At 43.0% G+C, this 15,597-nt stretch carries 9 protein-coding genes; 6 read left to right on the top strand and 3 right to left on the bottom strand.

Annotated features, from left to right (window positions below; genetic code table 11):
• Window positions 1-72: 72 nt before the first annotated feature.
• The gene (locus HF312_05850) at window positions 73-3,393 is read right to left on the bottom strand and encodes a radical SAM protein (protein ID MCU7519722.1); all 3,321 of its coding nucleotides are present in this window, start codon (window positions 3,391-3,393) and stop codon (window positions 73-75) included.
• A gap of 515 nt (window positions 3,394-3,908) precedes the next feature.
• Window positions 3,909-5,771: a tetratricopeptide repeat protein gene (locus tag HF312_05855; GenBank protein ID MCU7519723.1), complete on the bottom strand. Its 1,863-nt coding sequence runs from the start codon at window positions 5,769-5,771 to the stop codon at window positions 3,909-3,911.
• A 221-nt stretch (window positions 5,772-5,992) separates the two neighbouring features.
• Between HF312_05855 and HF312_05860 the strand changes: the two genes are divergently transcribed.
• From HF312_05860 to HF312_05875, 4 genes are all read left to right on the top strand, one after another.
• Window positions 5,993-8,167: an RNA-binding transcriptional accessory protein gene (locus tag HF312_05860; GenBank protein MCU7519724.1), complete on the top strand. Its 2,175-nt coding sequence runs from the start codon at window positions 5,993-5,995 to the stop codon at window positions 8,165-8,167.
• A gap of 227 nt (window positions 8,168-8,394) precedes the next feature.
• A complete protein-coding gene (locus tag HF312_05865) occupies window positions 8,395-9,165 on the top strand; it encodes a geranylgeranylglyceryl/heptaprenylglyceryl phosphate synthase (protein MCU7519725.1) in 771 nt (256 codons plus the stop codon).
• 50 nt (window positions 9,166-9,215) lie between these two features.
• The gene (locus tag HF312_05870; GenBank protein MCU7519726.1) at window positions 9,216-9,779 is read left to right on the top strand and encodes a D-sedoheptulose 7-phosphate isomerase; all 564 of its coding nucleotides are present in this window, start codon (window positions 9,216-9,218) and stop codon (window positions 9,777-9,779) included.
• Window positions 9,780-9,955: 176 nt separating this feature from the next.
• Window positions 9,956-12,220: an aconitate hydratase gene (locus HF312_05875; protein MCU7519727.1), complete on the top strand. Its 2,265-nt coding sequence runs from the start codon at window positions 9,956-9,958 to the stop codon at window positions 12,218-12,220.
• Between the two features lie 59 nt (window positions 12,221-12,279).
• Here the strand turns inward: HF312_05875 and HF312_05880 are convergent, their stop codons facing one another.
• Window positions 12,280-12,582, bottom strand: a complete 303-nt coding sequence (locus tag HF312_05880; GenBank protein MCU7519728.1) for an HU family DNA-binding protein — start codon at window positions 12,580-12,582, stop codon at window positions 12,280-12,282.
• Window positions 12,583-12,853: 271 nt separating this feature from the next.
• Here HF312_05880 and HF312_05885 point away from each other — a divergent pair, with 271 nt between their 5' ends.
• Window positions 12,854-14,947, top strand: coding sequence for a hypothetical protein (locus HF312_05885; GenBank protein ID MCU7519729.1), 2,094 nt, complete (start codon window positions 12,854-12,856; stop codon window positions 14,945-14,947).
• A gap of 23 nt (window positions 14,948-14,970) precedes the next feature.
• Window positions 14,971-15,507 carry an LOG family protein gene (locus HF312_05890; protein MCU7519730.1) on the top strand — a complete coding sequence of 179 codons (537 nt, stop codon included), beginning with the start codon at window positions 14,971-14,973 and terminating at the stop codon, window positions 15,505-15,507.
• Window positions 15,508-15,597 lie beyond the last annotated feature (90 nt).

Genomic DNA, 15,597 nt, shown 5'->3' on the forward strand with positions numbered 1-15,597 from the left:
TCAGTTTATTATTTGATTTCTTATTAATTTAGTAATGGCTTCTGTCCCTAATACAACGGCTTTCTATTCGGATCAGCTTAAATAGTTTAATTGTTCATTATCCAAAAGCCTTTGAAGCAATGAGTCGGCAAAAAATTTCACACCCCAATTGGGAATTGTGTAAGCCGAGTAACCTCCATTTAACGGGTAAGATCCGGCCAGCCCTCCAAATAAATTTGGATCATCAATAGAATCTATTAAATGTGCTCTTTTTACGTCATCTATCAGATTATTTGCAATATTTTCGTATTCTTTGTGCCCTGTAAATTTGTAAAGTTTCCTAAAGAAGAATTCAAGTTGCGCATTACCTGTAAGACAGGACCAGTTATCAGTACTGCTCCATTTATTATCAAAGGTGCCCGGTAAACCATAATAGTTCTTCGATAAGTCCTTGAATTTTCCGTAGTATTTTCCCATACCTAAAGCCGCCTCATTAAGTAGATTTAATATTTGTTTTTGATCTACATTTGCCAGATCCATTCTGCAGACTTCAAGCAACCCGACCATAGTATATCCTATAAGATGCGTCCATGGTTTTCCTTCATCACTTAAACTGGTATTGTCAAACCAGCCGTTCGGACGTGCTTGCGATAACGTCCATTTAATTGCTTTTTCCGCAGCAGTTTTATATTTGTTAATATTTGTAATTTTATAAAGTTCAAGCAGTGCCCATGCAACTCTTACTTTATAGGATTTGGGACCCCTGTAAGTATTCATGTTCCAACTGCCATCCTCACGTTGAATTTCCGCAATCCAATTTCCGGCTCTTATTGAGGCGTCCAGATATTCCGTTTTTCCCGTCTCCTGATACAAAGCTAACCATCCGAGCATTACCTGCCCAGTATTAAATACCCGTGGTTTATGAGCAATTACTCCTATGGGCTCCCCTACACCGCCATTCTCCCACTGAATTGCCATTTCCCAGTCACCCATCATAACTGCATAATCTTTATACTCCTGTTTTTTCGTTATACGGTAATAATGCAGAAATGTAGGAATTATATATCCTGTTGTTTCGGGATAAGCGACATCCCACTTTCGCGTGTATAAATTATACGAGGCTGATACTCCCTTATACTTTGTAGCTTCGAATGCTTTAATTAACCATTTAATACAAGCTTCCAGATGAACCTGATCAGCATATATTTTATTTTGATGATACAGTCCAGGCATAGTATAGTTCGTTACTACGTTTGGTTCAATAGCTTTTATGTGATTTATGCAATTCCTGTATAATTCGGCAATTTCGACGTCATCAAGGAAGGTAGCATACAATTTTTGAGCTTCATCATATTTATTGATGGATTGTAAAAGCTTTCCCCCCAGCAAAATCACTACTTTGGCACGAGGGTTGAAATTAAGCGCCTGAATAATAATTTGCCAGGCTTGTTCCTTATTATACTGCCAAAGTTTTTCGACTTCTGCTCTATTAAATATTAAGCCGGATATTCCTTCGGAATTCTCGCATTCTTCTTTTACAGCTTCAAGATAAAACATCTGCTCCGGCCGGTTGTCTATCAGTTCAATATTCTTTATCCTGCTGTCGCAATATTTTTTCCGCTCAACATTTCTGAATCCAGCACGCTTAAATAAAACTGCTAAAGTCTCATAGTCATAAACATATTTGCACAACTTGCTATTGCATTCAAAACCATAAAACCAATTATTCAATTTTTCACCATATGTATTTCCAGGGAAGCGGTCTTTTCCATCTGGGTTCTTCTGGAAGAAAAAGGCTTCATCCTTGTTTAAATACTTTGAGACTAACAGTTCCAAATCTTGAGTACCAACCCTTACTATTCCACCTTTTCTTAACACCCTGTATATGTCTTTGATTATTTCGAATCCCCTCTCCCTGGAAAAATAATTTATTGCTGACATGCAGACCAAAACATCCACACTTTCTTCATTAAAAGGCAGCAATTCTCTCTCAAGGTCTAAAACAACATCTGCACTTTTCGCAATATCAACATTTATGTAATCCTTAAAATTATAAGCGCCGCTACAAAGGTTAACTTTTATTTCATCTGTTTTTTGTTTTAAATCCGCATTATTATTTTTGTTCTGATCTACTTGTTTTAACTTATAAGTCATGCAATTCTCAATACAAAACTCAGGAGCATTTCCTCTTAAGATATCCCATCTGTATTTTCTATAATCAGGGCCATTCCATATCTCAAGTACATCTTGTTCAAATAAATTTCCAAAATTTGTTTGTTTGTTATAATCGTGGCAGCAAATTACAACTGACCCATCAACATTTACTGTAAAGACTTCTTTGGGATTGACACAATTGGACATAGCTTGCTTCAGCAGGTCTAAATTCTCATATTCTTCCCTCCTGTATTCTCCGAAATCTGAGGGCTCAACATCGGAGTCATTTTGGCGGATGTATGGAGATTTAAATAGCGGGGTAAGTCCGAGCGATTGACAATACGCTCTAAATGCACCTAATTCATGCTGATTGTGTTTAAAGACAATGAACTGAGGAATTATGTTTACCTTGTTTCCATAAGTCTTATTAAATGAAACCAAGTAATTCAATGCATCAAATACTTTGCTTATATTTCCTCCAATCCTGTATTTTTCATATGCTTCCTGTGAGTATCCATCGATGGATACAATCAGATCACTTACACCCGATTGAATAAGGAGTTCTGCCTTTTTTTCATCTATGAGCAAAGCATTTGTACTTATATTGGTTTTAGAGAAACTTGAGGCATACTTGATTATCTTAAAAATATCCTTATTTAACATCGGCTCCCCCCATAAATGTAAATAAAAATATTTCACAAAAGGTTTTACCTTATCAGCAATTATCTTGAATTTATCGAATGTCACCCATTCTCTTTTTCTATTAATTAGACCATGCCCAATTGCACATTCAGGGCATTTTAGATTGCATGCTAGAACGGTTTCAAATGTAAAAGTGGTTGGAATACTCTTGTTAAATTCCTCCAACTTAGTAATCAAATTAGTGGATTCTTTATTTCCTTTGGTTTTCAGCTTAAGTTTTAGTGTATTCATTAAATCTTGTGAAGGATTTTGTATATCAACATTAGAAACGATTTCAGCTGACTGCTTAAAATATCCAAGGTCATAATATACTTTTGCAAGTTCATATCCGATTTCAATGTTGCATTTATCGAGATTAAATGCTTTCTCTAAAAATACGAGTGCTTCTATTGTTTTATTTAATTTTAGATATATTTTTCCCAGCAACAAATACGCCAAATGCGGAATCTCTTTTCGGTCAAGTAGTTCAGTACACTTATCTTCAGCACTGATGTAATCATTGCTTTCAAATGCTGCCTTGGCGGCTGCAAATGCAGGATGCGAAATCACTCGATTCATTTTTTATCCATATTAGTTCTAAATGATATTTGTAAACCGTCAGCGAAAGTATGCCCCTTCCCCCGACAGCGAAATTTTTGCAGCTTTTAACAGTCAGAATAGCCAACTAATTCTGACAATCATCTTATAAACCGGACAAATATTGTTTTTTATTAGCACAACCATATTCAGTGAAGCAAATTGCCGGGGGGTACTTTTCATTAATATATCTAAAAGCATCCGCCAGGGTTTGCGATACCGAATAAAAATACCTGAATTCTACCCATGAAAACCAATGATCGTAATAATCTATGCTAATATTGTACCAGCCTATTTTCTTCCATTTGGGACTGTTTTCGAAGAGTATGACTGAGCTACTTTGGATTTATGGCTAATTTTAGCCATAATATACTTTAAACTTTAATTAGGGATGTATTTTTGCATGGAATGTTTTTCTCTTAAAATGGGATTTCCTGAAAGGACCTTAATATATCTGAGAAGTAAATTTCGTGTGGAATTATCCGGTTAATAATCTCTTATCTAATCTCCATATCCACCTTCACTACCACATCCAGCCTCTCTGTGTAGCTGTCTATCTTTTTGTTGGCCTCTTCCATTAGCTCGGCGCTGCGGCCTTCTTTTTCATCCCTTATCCTGTCTACCGTCCTCTTGTGATCCGTAACCCTCTCCTTGAAGTTCTCACCTATCGTCTTTATCCTCTTCTCACTCTCACGCGTCAAAAGCTCTACCTCACGCTCCTTGTGCGACTTGAAATAGGTGATCTTTCTTAACAGGTTCTGCTTCTCTGTCGTACGCTCCATTACGGCAAAGGCCGCCGTAAATGCGGATATAATCGTCCCGATGAAAAACGTTACCGTACCCCACTTTATACCCCCCAGCATTACTGTCGACATTATATCCCTCAAGCCCTCAGAAGTGTCAAGTGAACTCCTTGAACAGCCTGTAAATGCCCCTATCGTAAAGACTACCAGCGTTACTATTAAATTGTAAACCATCGAATTATTGAATACTGTGTGGGGATTGAACTTCGCATCCAGGTGTATGTTTTCAATCTTGTCTTCCAGAAAAGCAATATTCTCGTTTATTGTCGTCTCCAGCTCCTCAAGCTGATCCTCCAGCTTCTTCTTCTGGAGATTCTTCATTTCCTCTTCTTCTCTTTCCAGATGCTTTATTATATTGAGGTTTTCATCTATTGTTATGTCGAACTGCTTAAGCTGGTCGTAAACCTCCGCCATGAATTTCTGCCGGATGTTCTCTATTATCTTTTCCACAATCTTCAGGAGCTTCGCATGCAGCGCCGATAATGTGTAATCGGCTATCGTATTCTTATTCCCGATGAGCCCCGTACAGGTCTTGTCCAGAAAAGCTATGCTCTTCTCCAGTTCCTCGGTGTAAAATTCCTTTACCTTCGACTCCCCAAGCTTTGAAAGCGCATCGGAAATCTTCACAAAACTGAATTCCTTTATCCCGGTCTCAATGGCTATGGCCGCCTCAATTTCTTCAAGAAGATCCGCAAAATCCGGCTCTGCAAATATTTCATAGGTCACCGCATGCCTGATATAATACGCCATCAGCATCATGCTGTTCATCTCAACAGAATATTCAATTGCCTCCTTGTCAAAATGAAGTAGCTCATTAAGCATCATCATTGCGGCCTCGGGACTCCCGGCACGCCTTGCCGCATAGGCAAGATAAAACTTTGCCGTAATGCCAATGGGACTTGAATTTGTTGCGGCGGTAAACTTCTCTGCTGCTTCCTCGTAATTCAGCTGCTTTAATAAGGCAAACCCCAGGTAAATGTAAAGCAGATACTGAAACTCACTTTTCAGCTGAGCATCCAGCTTCAGATTCTCCAGCGTCATAAGCGCATTCTGCAATATCTCGGAGGCTTTTGCGGGGTTAAACAGCTTTTTATCGTAGGTGAGTATTACTGCATGAAATATATGTACAAGAATATTGTCTTTATTCGTCTCACGTTCAATCAGCTTCAGCGTCGAAAGCGAATAATACTTTTTTTCCTGCTCCGATTTTAATGTGGCCCATTTGGAATAAAATTCCTTGATCGTCCTGTAGCCTTCCAGAGCCGTGCTCCTGCCCTTCGACTCCAGCTTTAACCACTCTTCAAACTTTGTCAGGGCCGGAGAATCACACAGCCAGAAAAACGGGGCCGATGCATACCTTATGAACAGCTCCCCTTTGTCCGGCGGCAAACGGAAACTGTAGAACTGGGCGCTCTTTTTTATGAATTCTAAATAATCTACCTCCCTTTTTACCAGATCCTGGAAGTGCTCCTTGGCATAGGTCCTGAACCTGGCAACCTGAGTCTCCCGACCCAGCGATTCACCCGAAGTCTCAGCTATGAATTCTTCCTGTTCCATGACCCGGTTAGTTTCCTTTAAGTTTGAGGTATTTTTAAATAAAGACGCCAGTACATAATAATTATCGCTTTTTCAGCGGAAAAGTTTAGATTTCCAAAAAAGTCTTGATATATTCATCCGTTTGGACTTACTTTTGTTCTCTAAAAATCAGGATAATCACAAGACTCCTGCATCAAATGTATAAATATCAGGTTTTCTGTTAAATTTTATAGGGTTTTATAATGATCAATATTCCTTTAATAATTGCCAATGAACTGAAAGTTAGGGTCGACCAGGTTAAAGAGGTGATCGAGCTTTTTAAGGACGGCGCTACAATCCCATTTATCGCCCGTTACCGTAAGGAAAGAACCGGCGGACTCGACGAAGAACAGCTGCGCGAGATTGAAGACCGCCTGAACTATATCACAATCCTTGAGGAAAGAAAGGAAACTATCTTAAAGAGCATCGAGGAACAGGGTAAACTTACTGATGAATTAAGGGACAAAATTACTGGCTCAACCAAACTCCAGGAAGTCGAGGATCTCTACCTCCCTTATAAACCTAAAAGAAAAACCCGCGGCACTATCGCCAAGGCTAAAGGACTTGAGCCCCTTGCAATGTTCATACTCGAAAATCCCTTCTTTAATGGCGATTTTCAGGCAAAAATGGCAGAATTTATCAATGAGGAACTCGGCGTTGCCTCGGTTGAAGAAGCCCTCCAGGGAGCAAAGGATATTATTGCCGAAATGATCAGCGAAAATGCCGAGGTCCGCAAGACTGTCCGCGAATACGTCCAGAACACCGCCGTCGTGGGCTCCGAAAAAGCAAAGGAAAAAGAAGCCGGATCGGTAGATACAAAGAAGGATGTTTATGAGATCTATTACGACTTCAAAATGGAGATCACGCGCCTTAAGCCCTACCAGATCCTTGCCGTTAACCGCGGCGAAAGGGATAAGGTACTCAAAGTAAACCTCCAGCTTGAAGAAGGCCCGGTTTTAAGAAAAATCCTTGAGACCTACTTTAACTACCCTGATTCCGTATTCATGCAGATTCTGGAAGAAACAACAGAGGACTCTTTCTCCAGGCTCATATTCCCTTCAATCGAGCGCGAAGTCAGAAGCTTCCTTACGGAAGTAGCCGACCTGCACGCAATTGAAATCTTTGCTTCCAATCTGAAGCAGCTTCTGCTTCAGCCGCCAATTGCTGAAAGAATGATCATGGGAATTGACCCGGGCTTTGTCTCCGGAAGTAAAGTGGCTATTATTGACCCTACGGGCAAGTACCTCGAAGGCCATACAATCTATCCTCATCCCCCGCAGAACAGGACAGATGAGGCCGCAAGAATAGTTCTTGCGCTTATTAAAAAATATAATGTTGATGTTATTGCAATAGGCAACGGAACGGCAAGCCGCGAAACCGAGTTTTTCATTGCCGATATTATTAAAACCAACTCCCTTAAGTGCCACTACGTAATTGTCAGCGAAGCCGGCGCTTCTGTTTATTCTGCCTCCCCTCTTGCCAAGCAGGAATTCCCCGAGCTTGAAGCAAGCCAGAGAGGAAACATTTCAATTGCAAGAAGACTTATGGATCCCCTTGCCGAACTGGTTAAGATCGATCCTAAATCCATCGGCGTGGGACTCTATCAGCACGACGTGGACCAGAAGCTCTTAAGCAAAAAACTCGATGACGTCGTCGTAAGCTGCGTTAACTACGTGGGCGTCGACCTTAATACGGCTTCAGTATCTCTTCTTACATATGTATCGGGCTTAAATAAGAGAATAGCATCGAACATCGTTAAGTACAGGGAATCTACAGGCAAGTTCACAAGCCGCCAGCAGCTGATGAATGTAACGGGACTTGGCGACAAGGCCTTCGAACAGGCTGCAGGCTTCCTTAAGATACCAAACGGCGAAAATCCGCTCGATAATACGTTCATTCACCCTGAATCATACTCTGCAACCGAGCAGCTCCTGAAGTTCTGCAACGTTCCTGCCGAACGCATCAAAGATTCAGCAGGCGTTGTAAGCCTTTATGCTTCACACAAAGGCACTGCTAAAATTGCAAAGGATATTCAGATCGGCGAGCCTACACTTATGGACATTATAGAGAACCTGAAGAAACCGGGACGCGATCCGCGCGAGGAACTCCCTAAGCCTATTCTTAGAAGCGACGTTCTGAAAATTGAAGATTTGCGTGAAGGCATGCGTCTTAAAGGAACCGTCAGAAACGTGGTCGATTTCGGAGCCTTTGTGGATATAGGCGTAAAGCAGGATGGACTTCTGCATATTTCACAGATAGCAAACAAATATGTAAAGAATCCTTTGGAAGTCCTTCAGGTAGGTGATATTCTTGACGTTCAGATCATAGGTATCGATCTTGTAAAAGGCCGTATCTCCCTAAGCACAAAGAACGCATAATAGATACCCGCTGTTAATATTAAGGGCAAAAGGAGAAAAATGATCCTTTTGCCCTTTTTTTTATTTTAACCCGGGATAATCAGGGGCAAAGCCCGGAGGGTTGTGTGAGATTTTTCCGTCGAACGTTGAACGTTTTTCCCGTCGAACGTTGAACGTCGGACGTTGAACGTTTTCCCCTTTGAACTTTCTTCTTTAATTTTTATATTTTGACAAAATAATTTGACCTTATGAATATATACAACTATCTGCTCAACAGGATTTCGGAAAAAGGTGCTGCTTACCTTATACTTATTGATCCCGACAAAATCTCCGGAGAAAAATTAACCGGCTTCGTAAAAAGATGTGAAAACGCCGGCGTTGACGGCTTTCTTGTCGGCGGCAGCCTCATGATGAACGGAAATCTCAGCAATACAATCTCTGTTATAAAGAAAAATACTTCCATACCGGTGGTAATTTTCCCCGGCGGCATAAGCCAGGTTTCTTCAAATGCCGATGCTATTCTGTTTATATCGCTCGTAAGCGGCAGAAACCCCGAGCACCTTATAGGAAAACAGATACTGGCAGCCCCGGTCATTAAAGCCTATAACCTTGAAACTATCCCTACAGGCTATATACTGGTTGAATCGGGCAGCATTACTACGGTTGAATATATAAGCGGAAGCAAGCCTGTTCCCCGCCAGAAGCCCGAAATTGCAGTTGCTACTGCGCTTGCGGCTCAGTATCTTGGAATGAAGATGATCTATCTCGAAGGCGGCTCAGGCGCCCAGATGTCCGTCCCCAATGAAATGATAAACATTGTGTCAAAAAGCGTGGACGTACCAGTAATTGCCGGAGGGGGCATAAGAACAGCACGCGATGCACGTGAAAAAGTTGAAAGCGGAGCCGGCATAATCGTAACGGGAAATTATTTTGAAGACGAGGAAAACTGGGATAAGATTAAAGAATTTGCAGACGCCGTGCACGTAAAACTTGCACAGGAAACTGCAGCCGGAAATTAAAGATAATTTACTTAAAGAAAAATATAATGATGACAGACAGAAATAAATTCATCAGCGAGTCCCTGAAGGAAAGTGCCGAGACAAAGCTGAAGATCGGACAGGAATGCTCAGGCGATATTCTTGAGGCCGCAGACATGCTTATGGATGCTTTTAAGAAGGGAAAAAAGCTCCTCCTCTGCGGAAACGGCGGAAGCGCTGCCGACTGCCAGCACATAGCTGCCGAATTTATGATCCGTCTAAGCCATCATATCAACCGGCCCGCTCTGCCGGCAATTGCCCTTACCACCGATACATCCAACCTTACCGCGGGCGGTAACGACATAGGCTTCGAAAATATTTTTGCCCGCCTGATTGAAGGACTGGGAAATGAAGGTGACATACTTCTTGCAATCTCTACAAGCGGAAATTCCCGGAACATCATTAAGGCCGTCGAAAAGGCAAAATCCAGGAATATGAAGGTTATCGGATTCCTGGGCGGAACTGGCGGAATGCTGAAGGATATGGTCGATCTTCCGGTCACTATTCCCTCGGCTAATACACAGAGGATTCAGGAAGGACATATAACGGTTGCTCATATCGTCTGCGAGCTCGTTGAAAGCGGATTGTACTTATAGTCCATCGTTCAATACCTCCAGTTTTTTCTTCCTGACCTGAACCGGGCTTTTACTCTGAACTTTTAACTCTTCCTTATGGCCTTGACTGCCGCTCCCCTGTAAGTAGTAACTTTTCATCTTTCCACTTTCTTGTTTTTAGTATATATTATATTCAAAATCAAAAACAGAGGGAAAAAATGACTGCTGATATTATGACAATTCAGAAGGTCTACCAGGAGCTGCGCGGCAAAGTCGAAGCCGCCAGAAATGTCCTGGGCAGGCCGATGACTCTCACCGAGAAGATTCTTTATTCACACCTTGCGCACCCGGTATTAAAGGAATTTAAAAGAGGAAAAGATTACGTAGATACAGCTCCCGACCGCGTTGCAATGCAGGACGCAACGGCTCAGATGGCCCTCCTGCAGTTTATGCACGCCGGACGGAAAACAACAGCAGTTCCCAGCACGGTACACTGCGATCACTTAATCCAGGGAAAAGTCGGCGCACAGGAGGACCTGGAAAGAGCCCAGAACGAGAATAAGGAAGTCTATGATTTCCTTGAAAGCATTTCTAAAAAATACGGCATCGGCTTCTGGAAGCCCGGAGCCGGAATTATTCACCAGGTGGTGCTGGAAAACTACGCATTCCCCGGCGGTATGATGATAGGAACCGACTCACACACTCCCAATGCAGGAGGCCTCGGAATGATCGCAATAGGCGTAGGCGGCGCGGATGCTGTGGACGTTATGGCAGGAATGCCGTGGGAAGTCAAATGGCCTAAAATTATAGGCGTAAAATTAACAGGAAAATTAAGCGGCTGGACAGCCCCAAAAGACATCATTCTTAAACTTGCTGGCGTCCTTACCGTGAAAGGCGGCACAGGCTCTATTGTTGAGTACTTCGGCGAAGGCACACAGTCAATCTCCTGCACCGGCAAGGCTACTATCTGCAATATGGGTGCCGAGGTGGGCGCTACAACTTCACTCTTCCCCTTTGACAGCAGAATGGCCGACTACCTCAGAATGACTGGCCGCGAAGATGTAGCCCAGTTGGCCGGGGGACTTGCCGATTGCCTTACGGCAGATAAAGAAACACTTTCTGACCCGCATAAATATTATGATACCATAATTGAGATAGATCTAGATACGCTTGAGCCGCACCTTAACGGGCCTTTTACACCCGATCTTGCATGGCCGGTATCAAAAATGAAAGAGGTCGTCCCCGAAAAAGAATTTGTCGACGAGCTGAGCGCAACCCTGGTCGGCAGCTGCACAAATTCCAGCTACGAGGATATAGACCGCGCGGCCAGCATTGCAAGGCAGGCACTCAAAAAAGGCCTTAAGGCAAAAACACAGTTTATTATTACTCCCGGCTCCGAAATGGTCTACCGTACCGTTCAAAGGGACGGGCAGCTGGATACGCTAACTGAATTCGGCGGCGTCGTATTCGCCAATGCCTGCGGGCCCTGCATCGGTATGTGGAAAAGAATGGATATAGAGGAGGGCGAAAAGAACTCTATAGTTACATCCTTCAACCGCAACTTTGCAAAAAGAAACGACGGCAACCCCAAGACTCAGGCATTTGTGGCAAGCCCCGAAATGGTAACGGCTCTTGCAATAGGCGGAAAACTTACATTTAACCCCATGACCGACGAAGTGGTCAACGATAAGGGAGAGAAAGTAAAATTAGACGCCCCCTCGGGAAAGGAACTCCCCCCGAAGGGATTTGAAAAAGGTATTTCGGGCTTTGTAGCCCCGGCAAAAGACGGCGCAGATGTTAAGGTAATAGTTGACCCCAACAGCAGCCGCCTGCAGCTATTGGCTCCCTTTGCACCTTGGGATGGAAACGACCTCTCGGACCTGCCACTGCTCCTAAAGGCTAAAGGCAAATGCACAACCGACCATATCTCAATGGCAGGCCCGTGGCTCCGCTTCCGCGGCCACCTGGATAACATATCAAACAATATGTTCATCGGCGCAATAAATGCTTTTACAGATAAGCCGGGCGAAGTTAAAAACACATTTACGGGCGAGTATAAATCCATTCCTGAAGTTGCACGCGACTATAAAGCACGCGGCATCAACTGGATTGTCGTTGGCGATGAGAACTACGGCGAAGGCTCCAGCCGCGAACACGCAGCTATGGAACCCCGCTTCCTAGGCGGAAGGGCTGTCATTGCTAAAAGCTTTGCCCGCATACACGAAACTAACCTCAAGAAACAGGGCATGCTTCCATTGACTTTTTCTAACCCTGTGGATTATGATAAATTAAGAGAGGACGACAGGCTCAGCCTTATTGGCCTTAGCGATATAGTGTGCGATAAACCCGTTAAGCTCGTCATTAAACACAAGGACGGCACAACCGAGGAATGCATTCTGAACCATACTTTCAGTCCGGGACAGTTTGAATGGTTCAAGGCAGGAAGCGCTCTTAACCTTATTGCAAAATCACAGAAGTCATAATAGCAAAAAAGGCTGCCTTAAAGGCAGCCTTTTTTCTATCATCTGATTCTAAACACAAATTACTTCTTTGCAGGTAAAATAGCATCCTTTGCAGCTTTTGCAATTCTAAATTTCAAAACCTTCTTTGCCGGAATTTTAATTGTTTCGCCTGTGGCGGGGTTTCTTCCGATTCTCTTCTTACGGTCAACCAACTGTAACTTGCCTAAGCCAGGCAGCGTAAAGGATTTCTTTGCTTCCTTGTAAGAAAGGCTAACAAGCTCCTGTAAAAACTGAGCTGCTAATTTCTTGGTTGTTCCAGTCTTTGTTGAGAGATGCTCAATGATCTGAGCCTTTGTCATTGGTTTTGCTTGTGCTTTTGCCATTTTTTCATCCTTTTTTTGTTGTTTTAGGAATTGTGGTCCAAAATAAAAATTTTTTAATTTAAAGCAAAATTATTTTGAACTTTTTTTGAAATAAACACTCATTTTAAGCAATATTTATGGTGCTTTCCGCACTCATTGCACTGTTTGCCTTTTATTTCCGGTACTGATATGACTTTTATACCTCTCTCAAGTAAAAGTTTTCTTCTTTGCTGAGGAGCATTTTATTGTTATTTTTATCCTATTGATATATTGTGACAGTTAAAGCCGGTTTATGAAAAAAATTATATTTTTATTTTTAGTGTTCTTTGCTGCAGCTGCCCTGCAGGCACAGACGAGGGATTCCCTCCGTACAAGACCCGTAGTAAGGGATTCTGTTCATGCAAAACGCGACAGCCTGCACCTCCGCGATACCACACAGGCGGCCGGACGCGACTCTCTTAAAAAACATGCGGCAGTATTTATTCCTGTTTATAGAAACAGCCTTACAACAGATTACGAATTCAATAACCAGATAAAGAAAAGGGATATCCTCTTCCATGACTACCGCTACACGGCGGACTATTTTCAGCTCTTTCCCCTTGCTTTCTTAAGGGACCTGGGCTCCCTGGGCCAGCCTTCTGAACTCCTCCTCTACGGCGCAGGCTTTAATGAGACGAGCTGCCTGCACGACGGAATGCTTATAAATAACAGGCTTACAAATTCTTTCGACCTCAACCTCATGCAGTCTGAATCGGTCGATTCCGTTGAGGTTATTCCTCTTGCAAGGGGATTTCTGTACGGCACTTTTAATAATGCCGCAGCTGTAAATTTTATTTCCAAAGACGTCTATTCTATCGGCAGCTCAAAGGCGCCTTACACAAGGATCAGATATTACCAGGCCCCAAATGAAGAGGCAATGATAGACTTTATCTACAGCGCCTACTTTTCAAGAAAATTTATTACAACTGCCGAAGTAACCAACAGAACTATAACCTCCCGCTTCCCTAACAGCGATTTCAGCATCTGGAACGGATCCCTGAAGGCAAAGTACCTGTTTTCCAATACAGTTAATATTACAGGCAGCTATAACTACGCAAAATCCCAAACGGGCCTCTATGGCGGAATAACAACGGCTTTTATTGATTCAGTGGGGGGACTTGCAAATATACCCGATCAGGGATTGAATGTAGACGTATATTACACAAGCCGCTATCAGAAAAATACACAGCACAATTTTTCTCTTCAGCTCTTAAGCAGCTATTTCAAAAATTTCAAAAGCGACCTGAATGCTTACTACAGGTTCAGCCTCACGGAGTTCAGGCAGAATGAGAAGAGGACTTCACCTTCTGTTCCATACATTTTCGACAACAATAAAACCCGCACCTACGGGCTTTCTTTAAGGCAGACTTACCAGGATACTCTTTTTAACGCCGATTTATCGGGCATATATGAAAGGAACGAATTCGATGCCGCCCTGCTTGGTGCAAATGAAAATAAGGGCGTCCTTGCTCTTTCTGGCAGAATATCCTCGGCACTCATTAAAAGAACTATTATCCCTTCTGTCTTTGCAAAGTATCTTAATTACTCTAACGAGTCATATCTTGGCGTTGGAGCCGACGTTACAATTAACATAGCGCATAATCTTAAGCTCTACGGCGGAATGTCGCGCTATAACGAGCCTTTAACTGTGCTTAATAGAAATTTCTATGTACCCGATTCAATTTCTGCACTCTCACAATTTATGAACCGGGCGGCTGTCATAAGCTCAGAAAAGCGCACCGTTATGGAAATTGGGGCTGTCCTTACGCTGAAGGATTTCCAGGTTGGCCTCGACGCCTTCTCGCGCATTACTTCCAACAGGCCTTCACCCGTAATGCTGCTTAATACCGGTTCTGTAATAGGATACCTTCCCGAGGACTTAAAAATTTACGGAGCAGGCCTCAACCTGAATATGAACTTTGGAAGGATCTATCTCGAAGCCAGGCCGGCTTATTATAACGTTCAGGAAAGCCGCTATTCACTGCCGAAGTTTTCATTTAACGGCGGCATTTACTACAGGGATACACTCTTTAACGCCAACCTGCACCTTAAGACGGGCTTTACACTCAGTGCGGCCGGCAGGCAGAACTTTTATTCATACGATTTTGAAAAAAGCATGTCCGCCCAATACGCCGCCGTTGTGGGCAGCACCTCGGTTTATTATACCAGTGAAACGGTTGCCCCTTACACAAAGCTCGATTTTGTGCTGATTGGTGAGATTCAGAAAAGAGCCATTTTATACTTTACCTTCGAGAACATATTAAATAAAAATTACTATGTGGTTCCCTATTACCTTACTCCTTCACAGGGAATTAGAATAGGGTTCTCGTGGGAATTCTTAAATTAGCCGGACGTGGAGGCTTCACATAAATGCGCAGGATAATAACTATTTTCGGCAGCTCGCTTCCCGTTTTCGGCGATGAGCAGTACAGCAATGCCTATAAACTGGGCAGCATATTTGCCCAAAACGGGTTCGACCTCTGCACCGGGGGCAACAGCGGCATTATGGAGGCAGTTTCAAGAGCCGCTTCTGAAAACGGCGCTAAAGCCATTGGCATAACGCTTAATGGCTCATTCGGGACACATAATACATTCCTCACAGAGCACAGAGCGCACGATACACTGTTTGAAAGGATTCAGGCCCTGATTGAAACCGGCGACGCCTACGTGGCCCTTCAGGGCGGCACGGGAACACTCCTGGAGATGGCAGCCGTGTGGGAATTTATGAACAAAGGCTTCCTCCACGAAAAACCCTTTGCCTGCCACGGCAGTCTATGGAAGCCAATTATAGATTCAATGGAAGAGCAGATTAGAAAAGAAAAACGGAAGACCGGCCTCGTAAAATATTTCGAAACCATCGATGAGTGCGCGGACTATATCATCCGCGGCCTGAATGGTTCGTTGTAGCTCAATTGTGTATCCATGATTAAATCTGCCTTTTTGAATCCATCATCTCCCCTACGGCCTGCATCACCATATCCACACCAATTTCCCTTA

This window comes from Ignavibacteria bacterium (assembly GCA_025612375.1).
Lineage (GTDB): Bacteria > Bacteroidota > Ignavibacteria > Ignavibacteriales > SURF-24 > JAAXKN01.